Consider the following 15,649-nt stretch of genomic DNA (forward strand, 5'->3'; position numbering starts at 1 on the left):
AGGAGTCTATCCCGGATTTTGTGTAAACCTCCCCAGTGATGTAAAATAGGAGCATCATTTGGGGAGGTTTTATCATGAGCAGAAAAACACGCAGTCCAGAAGAACAAGCTCGCAGAGCAAAGATTCGGGAGTTGTTGCAGGCAAGCAACATTGGCAGTATGGAGGACATCCAGAACTTGTTCAGGGAAACCATTGCCGAATTTATGGAAAACGGCCTTGAAACCGAGATGGATGAATCTCTGGGCTATGGTAAGTACGACTATAAGAACAAAGATACCGACAATAGCCGCAATGGGCATAGCAAAAAGAACCTTCGCACCAGCTTTGGTGAAGTTGAAGTCTCTGTCCCTAGAGACCGCAAGGGAGAGTTCGACCCGCAACTCATCAAAAAGAACCAGACCAGCATAAGTCAGGATATTGAGGAGAAGATCTTCTCCATGTATGCCAAAGGCATGACTACCAGTGATATTGAATCCCACGTTCGAGACATATATGGTATCGAGGTGTCAGACACCACCATTAGCCGCATCACAGACAAAATACTGCCGATTGCCAGAGAGTGGCAGCAACGTCCACTGGAAAGCCTTTATGCCGTAGTGTTTATGGATGCCATTCATTACCATGTTCGCAGTGAGGGGCAAATTGTCAAGAAAGCCGTATATATCGCCATTGGCATTGACATGGACGGACACAAAGATGTACTGGGGATGTGGGTAGGCGAGAACGAAAGTGCCAAATTCTGGGCCAACATCCTGAACAGTCTCAGGAACCGTGGTGTAGAAGACATCCTCATTGCCTGCACGGACAACCTGACGGGCTTCTCAGCAGCCATAGAGGCGGTTTTCCCACAGACAGATATACAAAACTGCATTATCCACCAATTGCGAAATTCCAGCAAATATGTCAGCTACAAAGACCTCAAGGCACTTATGGCTGATTTGAAAGAGGTTTACGCAGCGGTAGATGAGCCATCTGCCCTGGCTGCATTGGAGCGATTTTCGGAGCGTTGGGATAAGAAATATCCCAAGATTTCCCAATCCTGGCAGGATAACTGGGCTAATTTGAGCACCTACTTTAAATTTCCCAAAGAGCTAAGAAAGTTGATTTACACCACTAATACTATTGAAGGCTTTAACCGCCAACTACGGAAAGTGACAAAAGCCAAATCTGTATTCCCGACAGATGACAGCTTGCTGAAGATGCTTTATCTGGCCATGATGGATATTACAAGGAAATGGACAGGACGCCGCCAAGACTGGAGCCTTATCCATGCCCAGCTTGCCATTTATTTCGACGGGAGAATTCCGGAATAAAAAATGCCTGCACTACCAAGAATCTCTTGGTGTGCAGACAAAGGATTTCTATACTTCGATATAGAAAGAAAAAAAATACTATACCTGTTTTACATTGCTACAGGGAGTTTACACAGAATTTGGGACAGCCTCGAAATAAGCCGTGAGGCAGGTTCCCCGGAACCTGCCTTTTTCGGGCGCTGTGGATGCAGAACATGATTCTTTACTTTTTAACCAAAACACAAGAGCGGCTGACATTTGATATGTCAGCCGCCTTATTGTTTTAATTAGAGAGAATTAAACAGGTCAGCCCAGGATTGTGCCGCATCTTCAACCTCATTGACAATTACATCTCCCGCATCTTCAAAAAAGTCGCCAATTTCACTAAGCCAATTACCGCCAGCCACCGTGTCCAATTGCATTACGTTAAGTTCTTTCTTGTCCATCATTTTTGACATCCCCTTTCTTTTCTGCTTAGTTGACTTTAACTATTTTGGACTTATTCTATGATCCACAGGGTCATTCCACGGGCATAAATGAGGATCATCTACAGGGTCAAAAGAGGGATCACCAAGAGGAGGAGTCTCGATTCCGCCGGCAATCATTTCCATTTCCATAATCTCTAGTTCCTTCTTGTCCATCATTTTGAAAACCTCCTTTCCATTGATATTACTCTTGGATAGGATATATCGCATCATAAACCATCTCCATGCCCTTCCAGGTCACTTCCACTACTTCGTTTGTAACATCTTCAACGCCGTTCCAGACATCCTTGGCGGTATCTTCAACAAAATCCACAACATCACCAATCCAACTACCACCAGCCACCATGTCCATCTCCATCATGTTAAGTTCTTTCTTGTCCATCATTTTTGACAGCCCCTTTCTTTTGTGTTTAGTTGACTTTGATTACCTTTGCCTATACATACGCTTGATAAAGTCAAGTATTACATTTTTTTTCTCCAGCACTACACACTTTTTGCTTTCGGGGATATAAAGAACAGAAAGTAAGATAACAACATGCTAAGATGTGAGGAGGAAAACAAAATGGACAAGAAATTCATGAATAAGATGGACGGTATGGAAATGGACAAGGTATCTGGAGGACGATGCAATCCCGGTGGGAGCAAGAAACGTCCCCGTCCTAGCTTCCATGACAGTAATGCAAATTCTATGGCAGCTAATATAATGGGGGCCACCGAGAACGCAAATTCTATGGCAGCAAAAGGTAAATAATAGCGACACAGGAGAAGACATAGACAGAGGGCATATCATCAGATGTGCGCTCTTTTATTGTGTCTGCGGAAAGCGTAGTTCATAATTAAATATAAATCATGGACTGACATGGCGTTAACATAAAAAGAGAGGGAGGCATTGCCTCCCTTTTGTCATTATTGATTAGCCAAATGAAACCTTATTCTAGAGATAATAAGCTCTATCATCTCTTCGGAAAATTCAGCCTGATAATAATTGTAATTTACCCTAGTAACCGCAGATAACCCCGTAACCATAGGTGAATAAAAAGAGTCCTTTTGCAGGAACATCTCGATGGTTTTCTTATTTGCTGATGCCCATCCCAATTCAACATGTACTCCGCCTGAAATAGTGGAACCTGGAATACAACATACTAGGTCGCATTTTTTTATAGTATCGTAATCAATTCTTGTACTTTCGATATCAGAAGTATATTCTTTTCCAAAATTCTCACGTTCAACGGCCAAGAAATAATCAACGCCCTCGTTCTTAATTTTACGAGTTAATAAAGAAAAAAACTTTCGATATTTTTCTTTAACCATGTAATTTTCATCACATAACTGGGTATATGGTGTAGCTAAGAAAACAAACATTGAACGATGCCTCCTTAATAAATATATAATTTAATAATTCTATATAAATTAACTAAATCCTCTTAATAAAGTCAAGTATTACATTTTTTTCTCCCGTACTACACATTTTTTGCTTTCGGGGATATAAAGAACAGAAAGCAAAAACAACACTCAAGATTGTGAGGAGGAAAATAAAATGGATAAGCTGATGATGAACAAACTGGACGATATGGAACTGGACATGGTAGCTGGTGGATACGTTAAGAACGGAGGTCCAGATGATAATAATTCTCCAGCTCATCGATTGGGTCGTAAAATGAACAATGCAATAGTAAATGGCGGTAAAGCAGTAGTAAATGGAGTTAAAGCAGTTGGCAGCGCGTTTGGAAGATTTTTCCGCTTGGCTCGTGAGTGTAGAGACAGGGCTCTGTAAATTCATAGTCAGAGGGCATATCATCAGATGTGCTCTCTTTTATTGTGTCTGCAGAAAGCAAGGCCGCCAACCTCAAAGAAGAGGCCAGGACAATTATCAGGAACAGCGAGATAGGAGGACACAAGGCATGATAACACGCAGAGATATTAAGGACTACCAGCACATAATCAACCTGCCACGCCCCGAACCACAGAGGCACATACGTATGGCCATGTACAAACGTGCCGCCCAATTCGCCCCCTTTGCCGCCTTGACCGGCTATGAAGAAATAGTGCAGGCAACAGCCAAGGCCCACGAAAAAGTAGTGGCGGGCGGTTGAAAGTCAAGTATTACATTTTTTTCTCCCGCACTACACACTTTTTGCTTTCGGGGATATAAAGAACAGAAAGCAAAAACAATACTCAAAGATGTGAGGAGGTACATAAAATGGATAAGCTGATGATGAACAAACTGGACGATATGGAACTGGACATGGTAGCTGGTGGGAAAGTGGAATTCCCTAAATTCCTTAGATTTCTTAAAAAGGATAAGCCACCTAAAAAGCCCACGGTTAGCCCAAACAGACTTATCAGAATACCGTGAAAAGGCCTCTTGATTATACAACAACATAAGTCGTGGCAGAGGGCATATCATCAGATTGTAAGGAGGAAAATAAAATGGAAAAGAAGTTCATGAATAAGCTGGACAATATGGAAATGGATATGGTAGCTGGGGCTAGGGGATATGTGCCAATGCCGCCTTGGACGCGTCATTCCGGTTGCCATGACAGTAATGCAAATTCTATGGCAGCAAATGTAGACGAAACACAAAATGCACGTTGGAGAGAAATTGCAAAGATAAAACCAGACTAATAGCGACACAGGTATAGACACAGCCAAAGGGCATATCATCAGATGTGCTCTCTTTTATTGTGTCTGCAGAAAGCGTGGTTTATAATTAAATATAAATCATGAGCGCTTGCAGTATGCAGGTGGTATGGTTACCTTTCGCCACACATTCAGTGTGAAAAAATCAATCTAACTACACACTTTCCCTACTTCGGGGATATAAAGAACAGAAAGCAAAATAACAACATACAAAAGTGTGAGGAGGAATATAAAATGACTAAGAAGTTCATGAACAAGATGGACAATATGGCACTGGACAAGGTATCTGGTGGAAGAATAATCTTGACGCCAAAATTAGATAATTCAGGTAAAATCGGAAATGCTATAGAAAATAAGATCAAAAAAGGAGTTAAGGAAATTAAGGAGTTCTTCGATTTCTTAAAACCAAAGTGGACACAGCCAGGTAAGCTCAAAAACAACATTATCGCTTGATTACAGAATAGCCAGAGAGCATATCATCAGATGTGCTCTCTTTTATTGTGTCTGCAGAAAGCGTGGTTCATAATTAAATATAAATCGCGGACTGACATGGCGTGAACATAAAAAGGGAAGCTGTCTCACAGCCTCCCTGGTATGCGTGTTTATTTGTGTTGGGCAAAAATCCATTCCATGGCTGGCTGCAGGTCATAAGCATGTTGCCATGTGGAACGATGGCTACCGCCGTTATAAAGTGTATAGTAGATGTGGCAGTCAGGTACAATCATGTTGGCAGCCTGCTTATTTATTTCTGTTTGCGGGGCAGTTAAGTCAAGTGTTTGCCGCAAAACTTTAGCACCATTTTGTTCCAGTCCATTAAGAATTTTGGTCATGCTGGGGGAGGCCCCGGGATCGCCTCCGGCGGCTACGGCCCAAATATTTTGCGCACCTAGGGGGGCGGTAACTTTTTCGTCCCACTTGCAGGCTACCAGGTAAGAGGCGGCAAAGAAATCGGGATATTTGACATCCATGGCGATGGAAGTCATGCCACCCATGGATTGACCGGTATTATAGATACGTTTTTTGTCGATGTTGTATTTATCCAGCAGGTCTTTGACCAAATGTATGGTACGGTCAAGCTCCGGCCCGTATTGATAGTCATCATTTACAATGACCGTATCGTATTGCGGCGCGAGGACGAAACAGGGATGTTTGGCCTGCCATTCAGGAGTTGTCCAGGCTACGGCACCTTTGCCTTGATAAAGCGTTGCCATATTTTCCGGGGAAACCGTACCGGCATCGTGCATGAACAGTACCAGAGGATACGCCTTTTGCGGGTCATAATTTTCGGGGATGTAGAGGTTATACATTAGCTGGGCATTATTTTGCTTTGGGTCTGTAAATATCCCCTGCTTGAAATTTTCCACTAATAATTCTCTGGTGAATGATGATTTTAGTGTACTGGTGGGAGGATAAAGGGTTCCGTCGGTGCCTTTTAGCATGCCTTGTTGCTGTACTTCTGCCGTTATTTTTTTCAACGGCTTTGGATTGCCATGGCTGCCCAGTTCCGGGCCGTTTTTACCAGCTTTTTTCCTGGCAGCGCGGTCTTTTTCATCGTGGACAGGCTCCATTCCCTGTTCGGTCATAGGCAGTTGTTCCAGTTCGAGCACCACGTATTTTCCTGCGGTCAGTTTTTGTTTTCCCATGGCGGCATGGTCGGCAACGTACGCCTGTATGATGTTTCTGCCGGGAACGTGGAAATCTGCGGCTTCAACGGAAGATGACTCTATTGGTTGGCCGTAGTCCAAAATTACTGCGGATAGTGCTGCTCCGTCACCGTATACTTCGGCAACAGCCTCCACGTCAGGCGTAAGCACCGCCGCTTCACAGCTGCTGCCCCAGGAGATAGCACTTAGGCAGATAGTAAATAAACATTTTCGCAGCATATTCATATAAAACTCGCCTCCATATTATTTCTGACAAATAAAAAAATCGACGTCCCCTAAAAAGGGCGGAAAACCATTGCTGGCTTTCCACGTCGATTTTTTGCTGCTGAAACAGCACGGCTCCTACACAGCCGTTTATGCTATTGGCTTTACTATAACACAGTTGTCAGGATTTGACAATCCGTCCCGTTCATAGCAAACAAGACCATCCACAGATATACGACTTAAGTGTTCTTTATTCTTTGAATTCAATTTATTATATACTCTGTCTGATATAATTAAGTTTACATACCCATTTCTTCCAGCAGCGTTACAAAAATGGCACGCATGATTTACGACATCACCAATCCATAATATGTCATTTATTCCGGATCCTTTCAATCCAGCCTTAATCATAAGTGCTCTGCCATAAGCCATTCCAATTCCCGCGCCAAAGTTTATACTTTGTTTTCTATATTTGTCTGCTAATTCTCTTTGCATAGAATCTATCGATAAAGCTATGTTAAACAAAAAGTTCATATCCTTTTCTTGTGTCACGTTAAAAACTGCGCCAACGCAATCTCCTTGAATAGTTATGTATTGACTGTTTCCATATGATTTTTCTATAGCTTTTGAGATAAACTCCCTATATAGTCTAGCCAACGTTGGTCTTTTATGGCCATCAAGCAACTTGGATGAACCAACAATATCTGTATATATTGCAACTACATTTACATAAAAGCCATTGTCATATGTCAGACTAGATTCTTTGGGTATAGTGTCTCTCTCAGGATAAGTTAAGTTTTCATTTATAAACATTATTTCCCCTCCAAACCTATGATAAGAAAATACTAACATTTGCCTATACATACGCTTGACAAAGTCAAGCATTACATTTTTTTCTACAGCACTACACACTTTTCCTTCTTTGGGGATATAAAGAACAGAATGCATTACGGCAAAGATAAGCCGGGTGGTATAAGGATGAATCATTGATAAGGAGTGAGGAACATGTCGTTGAAGAAAGTATTCCCTTTGTTGTTTTTGCTGACGTTGATGCTATCGAGCAGTGCCTTTGCGGAAAAAGCGACGGTGGTTTATTACAATGCTGTGAATAAAAGCGTGGTTGTATCCAGTTTTCATGGCTACAGTTGTGGCTGGGTACGGAAATATTACGCCAAACCGCACCGGCTGCACCCTGGTGATGTCCTGGAAGGAAGTTTTGTGCTGGGTTCCCATAGATGTTCCGATGAGAGCAACGAAAGAGACGTCGAAATTTATTTTGATGAATGGTGGGTGAAAAAAGACGTAGCTCACAAATGGGTCGAGACACAGGAAGATAAAGATTGTTTCTGGTGAATACGGTCAGCTTCAAATGGCAGCACAAGCTAAATAAGTAAACAAGCCGCTGAATTAACGGGCTGTATGTCCGATTAGTTCAGCGGTTTTACTTTGCCATCATGAGATTTTTCGCGTTAACAAGAGGATAAGTCTTACATTTATCGAATTTATATAGTTGTACGCTTTTTTAATTATAATATTTGTATATTGATTGAACAGGGAGTAAACAGATGAAAAAGGAAAATTTCAAGCCAGAAAAATTTATGATAAGAAAGACATTGTTTCTTCTAGTGGTTTCACTTTTCCTTATGACAGAAACTTTTGCTGGTGAATTACAGATAATTGATAAACCTATTCTATGGTCTGATTTTAGAGAGCAGCTTATTCGTGAGTATGCCGCAACACACTACAACCTGGAGCAAATAGATATCATCCCTAAAGCTGTTGTTGTGCATTGGACAGCCTCTGGTACTTGGGAGTCAGCGTATAACCATTTTTACCATGAGGCACGTGCTGATGGGACGCTAAATGTTGCATCCCACTTTCTTGTGTCACGGGATGGGAAAATATACCGACTCACACCTGAAACAGCGCTTAACAGACATATTATAGGCTATAACTGGTGTGCAATTGGCATAGAAAATGTAGGTGGAGTTAATGGCGTGGAAGATTTAACGGACGCGCAACTGGAAGCAAATGTCGAGCTAATCAAATATTTACATAAAAAATACGCTACAATTTCCTATGTCTTTGGTCACTATCAGCAGGATGCTGCCCGAAGTAGTGGATTATACATTGAAAATGTACCGAACTATCGCTCAGAAAAAATAGATCCGGGCTATAATTTCATGACTGCTTTGAAAAATCGCCTGCAAGGTGAAGGTCTTATATTTTATGATAACTAAGATGAGACGAGGGAAGGAAGCGTATTGGTGTGAATTTTTCATTAGCTCATTTGGTAATAATGGCCATGACGATTGGTTTTGTTTTAGCAGGTGGGCTTTATGCTGCACGGTCAGTAAAATCAGCCGAAGGGTTTAGCCTGGGCGGTCGTTCGGCAGGTATACCAATGATTGCTGGCAGTATTGCCGGAACTTGTGTTGGCGGCGGGGCAACGGTAGGCACAGCTCAGTTGGCAGGTTCAATCGGTTTGTCCGCAGTATGGTTTACTATTGGCGTAGGCTTGTCACTACTGGTTATGGGGCTTATTTACGCGCGGCCGCTAAGATACACGGGCCTTGAAACGATATCGCAGTATCTGGTCGAAAACTATGGTAAAGGAGCTGGGCGTTTTACCAGTTTTGCTACATCTTTGGGGATTTTGTTCAGTGCTGTTGCCAGTACGTTGCCGGGAATTGGCTTGCTGGCAGCATTAACGGGCCTTTCTTATGCGGTATCAGCAGGTATATTACTGTTGTTAGTGATTTTATATGCTTTTTTCGGCGGGATGAAAACTGCCTCTGTCGGTGGCATTTTGAAGATGCTCATCCTGTTCGTGACGCTATTTGCATTGGGAATCGCAGCATGGCAGGGCCTTATTAGTGCTCCTGAAATGCTCGCCAATAAACCGGTAGGGTTCCTAAACCTTTGGGGCATCAGTAATGGTTCCATTTTGAATAATCTTGCCTCTATAATTGTGGGGATGATTTGTACGCAGACCTATATACAGGCGATATTTTCCGCGGCAACGCCGCGAACTGCAGCAATAGGCCTTATATTGGCGGCGATGGTGGCTATTCCTGTTGGCTTGCCGTGTGCAGTTATGGGGATTTATATGCAAACGTTACATCCGGAAATCCCGGCTATGCTGGCATTGCCTGCTTATCTGCTGCAATATGCGTCACCGGTTATGGGGGGCGCAGCACTGGGAGGGATTGTTCTAGGGATAATCGGTTCTATTGCAGGTCTATCATTGGGAGTAGGAACTATGGTGGCAAGGGACATGCTGGAGCCGCTTTTGAAAATACAGTCCGAGCAGGGAAAATTAACCTTGATGCGCTTATCTGTTGTAGTTGCGATAATAATCGCTATGCTGATTGCCATAACCCATAAAGATTCCCAAATTCTGTTTTGGAATTATCTTTCTATGGCGCTAAGAGGCTGCGGCATATTTATACCGCTAACACTGGCAATCTTCAAGCCAAAGGCAATTTCGCCACGTTGGGCGCTTGCCTCCATGATGTTATCGCTTGGTGCGGCGATATTTGCAGGATTGGTTCATACGGCTGTGTTACCTATCTTTGTGGGCTTAGTTGTAAGCTTTATTGTGGTGGTTATGGGAATGAGTTGGAAAAAAATAACGTCAGAATCTTTTTCTTTGCATGCGCAGTAATGCAAAAATCTTGCTTTTAGAATCTATGGGTGATAAAGCTCAATATGACTAGGTAAAATGCAAAGCCTATATGGATGAGCCTTTCCACCGTTGCTGCAATGCTACACCAATCTGGCTGTTCCATTGATGTGGCCAGAGATAAGGAGTAAGCAGATAAAGAAACGCCCCGACATACATTAACGAGTATATCGGGGCGCTTTCTTAGCTTAACAAGAAATCCAACAAATTTATAATTCTTATACCATCCTCTGTCAGTTTGATATTACTATCTAAGGTTAATACAATCTTAGGAAAGTTATCTTTTATCTCTTTTAAAGGAGCTAATTCCCGTGTAATTGTTTCTTCAGAGCGCATTTCTTGTGTAACTTGATAATATATCTTTTCTTCACCTTTTATGGCAATAAAGTCTACTTCTTTATTGCCAATTTTGCCAACGGCTACATCATATCCTCGGCGAAGTAATTCAAAATAGACGATGTTTTCAATCTGGTGCCCGGTATCTATTCCTCGGTAACCTAGCAGATAATTTCTAAGCCCTGTATCTACCATGTAATATTTACCAAGAGTTTGTAAATACTCCTTACCTTTTATATCAAATCTCTTTATGGGATAAAAAAGATAAGCTTCTGTCATATCATCTACATAATTGGAAATGGTTCTGACAGCTGGTTTTCCATGTCTTTTCCTTTCCTGCAACATTTTATTAGATACCAATGTATTGCTAATATTGTTGAAGGAAATACTGCTGCCGATATTATCAGCAAGGAATTGACATACCTTTTCGAGCAAGACAGAATCTATGGTGTGGGAGTTAGGTTTTAAATTAGCACGGTCAATGATATCTCTTTTTACAACTGTGTTATATATGCCATCTAATATAGCTAAAACTTTATCCTGTTCAAGTCCTATATCACTTAAAACCGGGAAGCCACCATAACGAACATATGCCTCGAATAAATCTGCAATTTCTGTCATTTCTCCCATGGAGTCATAGGCGCGTTTTCTCTGTTCGCCAATTGGTGAAACATAATCTTTTAATGTATATCCTTGAAAGGTTATGAACTCATTAAAAGATAAAGGCAGCATCTTTATTTCAACATATCTACCAGACAAATAAGTAGCATATTCAGACGATAATAAGTAAGCATTTGAACCTGTTATATATATATCGCAATTAAAATCAACCTGAAATGAATTTACAGTCTTATTCCAGTTTTCTATAGTCTGTGGTTCATCAAGAAAGATATACATTTTCTTTCCTGTAATGATTCTTTCTTGAACATACTGATAGACTTGCTTACGGTCAAAATCATCAAACTGATTAGATTCAAAATTCATGTAGATTATTTGCTCAGATTGAGTATCATGCTCAATTAGATATTGCATCATTAACTTCATAACTGTTGATTTTCCGCAACGTCTGATACCAGTAATGATTTTGACTGGCTCCTGGTCCTTAAAAGACAGTAGTTGCCTAAGATATATGTTGCGTTGCTTAATTTCTTCCATAATGCACCTCCGTTATAATAACAATACCATAAACTATAAGTTATATCAAGTTTATTATTCATAATGCAACAAAATCTATAAATTGGCGACTTTATTCCAACATGAACAATTAGGTCATGCAGGTATACCGGAACGCTTACAACAGTACAGACAAGGATGATCACGAGGCCACTTGCTCAAGGCCATAGGCTACTGCTTGGACAGAGGAGCCACCAAAAGTGAACTCCATGGTTGAAACAAGATTTATCGTGAGAAGTCAGCCGAGGTCATAGTACTAAGCGGGGTATAGACCGTTTTGGAAGGACTGAACTTTAGGAGATGTCAGTAAATGAATGTAACCAAGCAGGAATATAAAGGCAGAAAATTTCATAAGGAAAATCCAATCGAGGAGCAGGCGGAGTGGACTTTAGAAAAAGCCCTTGACTCCATGGCCAAACAGAAATTTACAGGAGAATACAAAGGCTTCAAACTCTCTACTGCCTTTGACTGGATGAATAACTCTCCCTATATTCAGGCCGTAAACGCCACCGATTTCCGCATCGACATTTATGGCAGCAAGAAACGTATATTGTCGGCTATCAAAGGCATTGACAAGCAGATTGACAAGAAAAATTAGCACCAAGGAAATCGAGGGGGATGTACGCCGGAGTCGTATTCTGAAGCTGGTGGATAAGGATGGCCACCTGGACTTCACCAAGCTGGAAGGAAAATCCGACATAGAGCGGACAGACTTCTTCCGGGCAGCCGATGCCCTGACCCGAAACGACAACGCCTATCCTCCTGACAATGCCATGAGCACAGACAAAGGGATAGCTGATGCCATGATAGCCAAGGGGTACGACCTCGAAAACATATATAAGACCATCGAGAAACTGTCCCCAAGCATGATAAAGGCTGTTGATGTAAAGCGGGTGTTTTGCTTTTCTTTTTTTATATGATGTTATATAATATAGTCAATAGAAACTTAGTAAATAGCTATTGAGTAAAAGGTGATGGAGATGCAGGAGCATAATTTTATCGGTCGGGAACGAGAATTAAAGAGATTGAATAAAATGCATAGCAGCCAGGGGCAGGAAGTTGCTTTGATTTATGGTAGGCGCCGAGTAGGTAAAAGTGAATTGATAAAGTATTTTATTCAGCAACATGATGAAGATGCTATTTATTATGAGTGTAAGCAGACTACTGAACCGAACAATGTAGATTCGCTGGCTGAAATTGTTTCGGAAAAGATGAATTTACCACCTCTGGGATTTACCAATGTGGAACAGGTACTGGATTTCCTGTTCAAGCAAGCTTGTACGAGAAAGACTATATTGGTGTTGGATGAGTATCCGTATCTGCAAAAGATAGTTGCAGGGTTAGATAGTATATTGCAGGCACTGGTTGATAAATATAAGAATCAATCGCAAATGAAGCTGATATTATGCGGCTCCTTTGTGGATACGATGAAAAAACTTCTCTTACGGCACAATCCTTTATATGGGAGAATTTCTGTCGTACTTAATCTAAAGCCCATGAACTATTTGGAGTCAGCACGGTTTTATCCATCTTTTTCCCATGATGACAAGGTAAGAATTTACAGTGTATATGGCGGAATCCCATACTACAATAGCCTTATTGATGAGAGCTTGTCAGTAAAGGAAAACATCATGGATTTGATTGCGCTGCCTGGTGCCCGTCTGGAAGATGAAGTTTCTTTGTATCTAAATACGGAGCTTTCCAAGATAAACAGTGCAAATGAAGTGTTTGAAGCATTAACCAGAGGGTTTTCAAGATTCAGTGATGTTCTATCGCAATCGCATTTGTCCAGCAGCTCTTTATTGGCCGATGTGTTGAAAAAGCTGATGCTGATGGATATGGTAGAGAAGGAAGCGCCTATCAATGATGCCAACAATAAGCGGAAAACCGGTTATTATATCAGCGATAATATGTCTATGTTTTATTATCGGTATGTTTTCCGTTACGCATCCCAAAGGCGCATTATGAATCCGGAAGTATTCTATCAGCGTTACATTGAGAATGATTTTGAACAATTTTATGTACCAAAGAGGTTTGAGGATATTTGCAAACAATTCCTTATTATGAAGAATAAGCAGGGGGAAATGGAGGAACCTTTCGAGGCCATAGGTAAATACTACTATGATTTGCCCAAGGAACATAAAAATTGTGAATTCGATGTTGTGACGAAGGATGACCGTGGGTATGTCTTCTATGAAGCGAAGTTTCGTGAAGCGCCTGTTTCCAATGCCATGGTGGAAACAGAAATCCAGCAGGTAAATATGACTGGTTTGTACTGCTATCGGTATGGGTTCTTTTCTAAATCAGGCTATGATGAAGATATTTCCCGTTCTGATGTGGTCAAATATACATTGGATGACCTGTATAATGGAAAAAATAGTTCATATTGAAAAATATAAATAAAACTTGTAAATAAAAATGATTTACAATGTAAAAAAATACATTGAAGCAGTCTTACATCAGGACGTGGACATCCATCCTTTTACGGATACCAAAAAGCTGCCGCTAGTATACAGGAATAGGTATATGCTTTCTAATATGGTCATATCTGGTCAGATGACATTGTTGGCTATACCGGTAGAACATAAGAGATTTGGATGTTGTTCTCATCGTTGAGGCGCTGACACCGGCTTTCGGTGAGCGATTTTGGCAGTTTATTCATGATGGCGGTTATCAGAATAGGGCTAAAGCTTCAGGACAACCCCAGTTTTATCATTTTGATAAGCCAAGTGAGACGGAATTCCCTTCTATGATTTCAAGGCCTACGAACAGAAATGGCAGGAAGCCTATGAAGCCAAGGGAGAGAATATATCGTCCATTTTCGAACACATCTACACCGAGCACAACGCAGATAACAGACCTTCCGGGCAGGTGATGTCTTCCCTGTCTATGAGTGATGTAGTACAGGTCAATGAGCGTTACTTTTATGTAGACAGCGTAGGTTTTCAGGAACTTAACGTCAAGCCTTTCAAGGATATGGAGCTTATGACCCCGGTTTCAAATGAAAAAATCGAAAAGACCATTGCTGCAGACCGAGAGGCCATAGGTGCAGACAAGCACGATGCTTACCAAAAAAGTTTCAACGAAGCATATTTTGCCGGTTCTCCAGTAAATTTCTCGAATTCCGGTACGGTAGAAGACGATTACAACAAGTTTATCTTCAATAATGCCCAGAAATACAGTCTTTCCAGCCTCCGCTCTGCGGATCAGGCTGGATGGGAAAAAGCAGACGAGGCTTTTTTAGAAGAAGTTGCCCATAAGAGCTGCGAGAAAAACGGATATGTAGATAAGACCGACATTGACCGGGCCACCATAACCCTCTTCAAGTTAAGCCCCAGAATGGCTGTGTTGGAAGGGGACAAGCAGGAATATACCAAAAAGCTCAAAGATAACGTTCTGGCATCCGAATTCTGTAAGGAACATACGACCACCAAGACAGCGGCAGCGGTCAGATAAGAGGTATCGCCAATGAAAACCGTAGTTACAGATGTAGACGTAGAACGCTCCTGCGGTGGTCAGTATTTCACCATTTACATCAAACAGGGTAAGCTGGCCGGTAATATGCTATTGCTGCAGGAAGCCATAGCAGACAAAGAAAAAGGCATCATCGAGGCCGCACAGGATTATATAGACAAACATGAAGAAGATGTGCCCATACTAGCGGAACTTCTGGATATCACAGCAGTTGGAACTGTGACACGATATCTGGTCGATAGGTCGCTGGCAAGTAAGTCAGGCATGGTATTCGTGGAAAATGACAGCGAAGAAATAGAAAGCCTTGTGGCCGAGCTGCATGAAGCTGACAGCAAAATTCACTCCTTAGATGATGTGTTGACCTGCCTAGAAGTTGATTGCCAGAAGTTACCTGCCTTACGTGATAGTGTAGACTACCACAGGCCTGATGAATACATCCCCGGTGGAGAGCCGCTAATTAATTGCTATACAAGTATTTCTGGGTTATTTATCGAAAAAATAATTTGATGTAGGGGGCTGTGAAATAACACATCCCCAATAACAAAGGCGGACCGCTGACTAGAAATAGTCGGCGGCCCGCCTTTTGTAGTAAAATTTACATACCACATGAAAACTTTAACCACCAATCATTCTAAAACCCGGGAGGCAAGTTCCGTGCGCTTGAAGCCGGCGCGCTCATACAGAGAGTCGTCGATG

The 15,649-nt window shown here is 41.7% G+C and carries 22 protein-coding genes; 15 read left to right on the top strand and 7 right to left on the bottom strand.

From position 1 onward, the window contains the following. Positions 1 to 74 precede the first annotated feature (74 nt). Positions 75 to 1,313: an IS256 family transposase gene (locus DL94_RS0110930; protein ID WP_028128767.1), complete on the top strand. Its 1,239-nt coding sequence runs from the start codon at positions 75 to 77 to the stop codon at positions 1,311 to 1,313. Positions 1,314 to 1,579: 266 nt separating this feature from the next. On the opposite strand, the gene DL94_RS16110 is transcribed toward DL94_RS0110930, so the two are convergent. Genes DL94_RS16110 through DL94_RS0110945 form a run of 3 tightly spaced genes read right to left on the bottom strand, consistent with a single transcriptional unit; the run spans position 1,580 to position 2,162 of the window. Next, a complete protein-coding gene (locus DL94_RS16110) occupies positions 1,580 to 1,741 on the bottom strand; it encodes a hypothetical protein (RefSeq protein WP_156031814.1) in 162 nt (53 codons plus the stop codon). 39 nt (positions 1,742 to 1,780) lie between these two features. Next, the gene (locus DL94_RS16115; protein ID WP_156031817.1) at positions 1,781 to 1,936 is read right to left on the bottom strand and encodes a hypothetical protein; all 156 of its coding nucleotides are present in this window, start codon (positions 1,934 to 1,936) and stop codon (positions 1,781 to 1,783) included. A gap of 25 nt (positions 1,937 to 1,961) precedes the next feature. Beyond that, positions 1,962 to 2,162 (bottom strand): hypothetical protein, encoded by a 201-nt coding sequence (locus tag DL94_RS0110945; protein ID WP_028130191.1) that lies wholly within the window; start codon positions 2,160 to 2,162, stop codon positions 1,962 to 1,964. Positions 2,163 to 2,339: 177 nt separating this feature from the next. Between DL94_RS0110945 and DL94_RS0110950 the strand changes: the two genes are divergently transcribed. After that, entirely contained in the window at positions 2,340 to 2,528 is a 189-nt protein-coding gene (locus DL94_RS0110950) for a hypothetical protein (protein ID WP_028130192.1), read from the top strand. 155 nt (positions 2,529 to 2,683) lie between these two features. On the opposite strand, the gene DL94_RS0110955 is transcribed toward DL94_RS0110950, so the two are convergent. Next, complete coding sequence (locus tag DL94_RS0110955; protein WP_037371803.1) at positions 2,684 to 3,139, bottom strand: hypothetical protein; 456 nt, start codon at positions 3,137 to 3,139, stop codon at positions 2,684 to 2,686. A gap of 175 nt (positions 3,140 to 3,314) precedes the next feature. Between DL94_RS0110955 and DL94_RS0110960 the strand changes: the two genes are divergently transcribed. The 5 genes from DL94_RS0110960 (at position 3,315) to DL94_RS0110980 (ending at position 4,870) form a co-directional block, all read left to right on the top strand. Further along, complete coding sequence (locus DL94_RS0110960; RefSeq protein WP_028130194.1) at positions 3,315 to 3,551, top strand: hypothetical protein; 237 nt, start codon at positions 3,315 to 3,317, stop codon at positions 3,549 to 3,551. Between the two features lie 127 nt (positions 3,552 to 3,678). Beyond that, the gene (locus DL94_RS0110965) at positions 3,679 to 3,870 is read left to right on the top strand and encodes a hypothetical protein (RefSeq protein ID WP_051586423.1); all 192 of its coding nucleotides are present in this window, start codon (positions 3,679 to 3,681) and stop codon (positions 3,868 to 3,870) included. 107 nt (positions 3,871 to 3,977) lie between these two features. Continuing rightward, a complete protein-coding gene (locus DL94_RS16120; RefSeq protein ID WP_156031820.1) occupies positions 3,978 to 4,133 on the top strand; it encodes a hypothetical protein in 156 nt (51 codons plus the stop codon). A 74-nt stretch (positions 4,134 to 4,207) separates the two neighbouring features. Continuing rightward, positions 4,208 to 4,402 (top strand): hypothetical protein, encoded by a 195-nt coding sequence (locus DL94_RS0110975; protein ID WP_028130196.1) that lies wholly within the window; start codon positions 4,208 to 4,210, stop codon positions 4,400 to 4,402. 249 nt (positions 4,403 to 4,651) lie between these two features. Next, on the top strand, positions 4,652 to 4,870 hold the full coding sequence (locus tag DL94_RS0110980; RefSeq protein ID WP_028130197.1) for a hypothetical protein: 219 nt from the start codon (positions 4,652 to 4,654) through the stop codon (positions 4,868 to 4,870). Between the two features lie 149 nt (positions 4,871 to 5,019). Here DL94_RS0110980 and DL94_RS0110985 read toward each other — a convergent pair whose 3' ends face one another. Both DL94_RS0110985 and DL94_RS14720 read right to left on the bottom strand, forming a co-directional pair. Next, complete coding sequence (locus DL94_RS0110985; RefSeq protein ID WP_028130198.1) at positions 5,020 to 6,306, bottom strand: alpha/beta hydrolase-fold protein; 1,287 nt, start codon at positions 6,304 to 6,306, stop codon at positions 5,020 to 5,022. Between the two features lie 129 nt (positions 6,307 to 6,435). Then, positions 6,436 to 7,098 (bottom strand): hypothetical protein, encoded by a 663-nt coding sequence (locus DL94_RS14720; RefSeq protein ID WP_051586424.1) that lies wholly within the window; start codon positions 7,096 to 7,098, stop codon positions 6,436 to 6,438. Between the two features lie 192 nt (positions 7,099 to 7,290). Here DL94_RS14720 and DL94_RS0110995 point away from each other — a divergent pair, with 192 nt between their 5' ends. The 3 genes from DL94_RS0110995 (at position 7,291) to DL94_RS0111005 (ending at position 9,952) form a co-directional block, all read left to right on the top strand. Then, a complete protein-coding gene (locus tag DL94_RS0110995; protein WP_028130199.1) occupies positions 7,291 to 7,638 on the top strand; it encodes a hypothetical protein in 348 nt (115 codons plus the stop codon). 212 nt (positions 7,639 to 7,850) lie between these two features. After that, positions 7,851 to 8,525 (top strand): N-acetylmuramoyl-L-alanine amidase, encoded by a 675-nt coding sequence (locus DL94_RS0111000; RefSeq protein ID WP_231464673.1) that lies wholly within the window; start codon positions 7,851 to 7,853, stop codon positions 8,523 to 8,525. A gap of 29 nt (positions 8,526 to 8,554) precedes the next feature. Further along, positions 8,555 to 9,952 (top strand): sodium:solute symporter family protein, encoded by a 1,398-nt coding sequence (locus tag DL94_RS0111005; protein ID WP_028130201.1) that lies wholly within the window; start codon positions 8,555 to 8,557, stop codon positions 9,950 to 9,952. A gap of 201 nt (positions 9,953 to 10,153) precedes the next feature. Here the strand turns inward: DL94_RS0111005 and DL94_RS0111010 are convergent, their stop codons facing one another. After that, a complete protein-coding gene (locus DL94_RS0111010; RefSeq protein WP_028130202.1) occupies positions 10,154 to 11,461 on the bottom strand; it encodes an ATP-binding protein in 1,308 nt (435 codons plus the stop codon). 328 nt (positions 11,462 to 11,789) lie between these two features. On the opposite strand from DL94_RS0111010, the gene DL94_RS0111015 reads away from it, so the two are divergent. The 5 genes from DL94_RS0111015 (at position 11,790) to DL94_RS0111035 (ending at position 15,460) form a co-directional block, all read left to right on the top strand. After that, positions 11,790 to 12,077, top strand: coding sequence for a hypothetical protein (locus DL94_RS0111015; RefSeq protein WP_028130203.1), 288 nt, complete (start codon positions 11,790 to 11,792; stop codon positions 12,075 to 12,077). Beyond that, complete coding sequence (locus DL94_RS0111020) at positions 12,061 to 12,399, top strand: hypothetical protein (RefSeq protein WP_156031823.1); 339 nt, start codon at positions 12,061 to 12,063, stop codon at positions 12,397 to 12,399. Before DL94_RS0111015 ends, DL94_RS0111020 begins: the two co-directional genes overlap by 17 nt. 54 nt (positions 12,400 to 12,453) lie before the next feature. Further along, a complete protein-coding gene (locus DL94_RS0111025; protein WP_156031826.1) occupies positions 12,454 to 13,869 on the top strand; it encodes an ATP-binding protein in 1,416 nt (471 codons plus the stop codon). A gap of 349 nt (positions 13,870 to 14,218) precedes the next feature. Beyond that, the gene (locus tag DL94_RS0111030; protein WP_081798808.1) at positions 14,219 to 14,935 is read left to right on the top strand and encodes a YodL domain-containing protein; all 717 of its coding nucleotides are present in this window, start codon (positions 14,219 to 14,221) and stop codon (positions 14,933 to 14,935) included. Between the two features lie 12 nt (positions 14,936 to 14,947). Then, entirely contained in the window at positions 14,948 to 15,460 is a 513-nt protein-coding gene (locus DL94_RS0111035; RefSeq protein WP_028130207.1) for a hypothetical protein, read from the top strand. Positions 15,461 to 15,649: the final 189 nt, after the last annotated feature.

It is taken from the genome of Selenomonas sp. AE3005 (genome assembly GCF_000686945.1).
In the GTDB taxonomy this organism is placed as follows: Bacteria; Bacillota; Negativicutes; order Selenomonadales; family Selenomonadaceae; genus Selenomonas_A.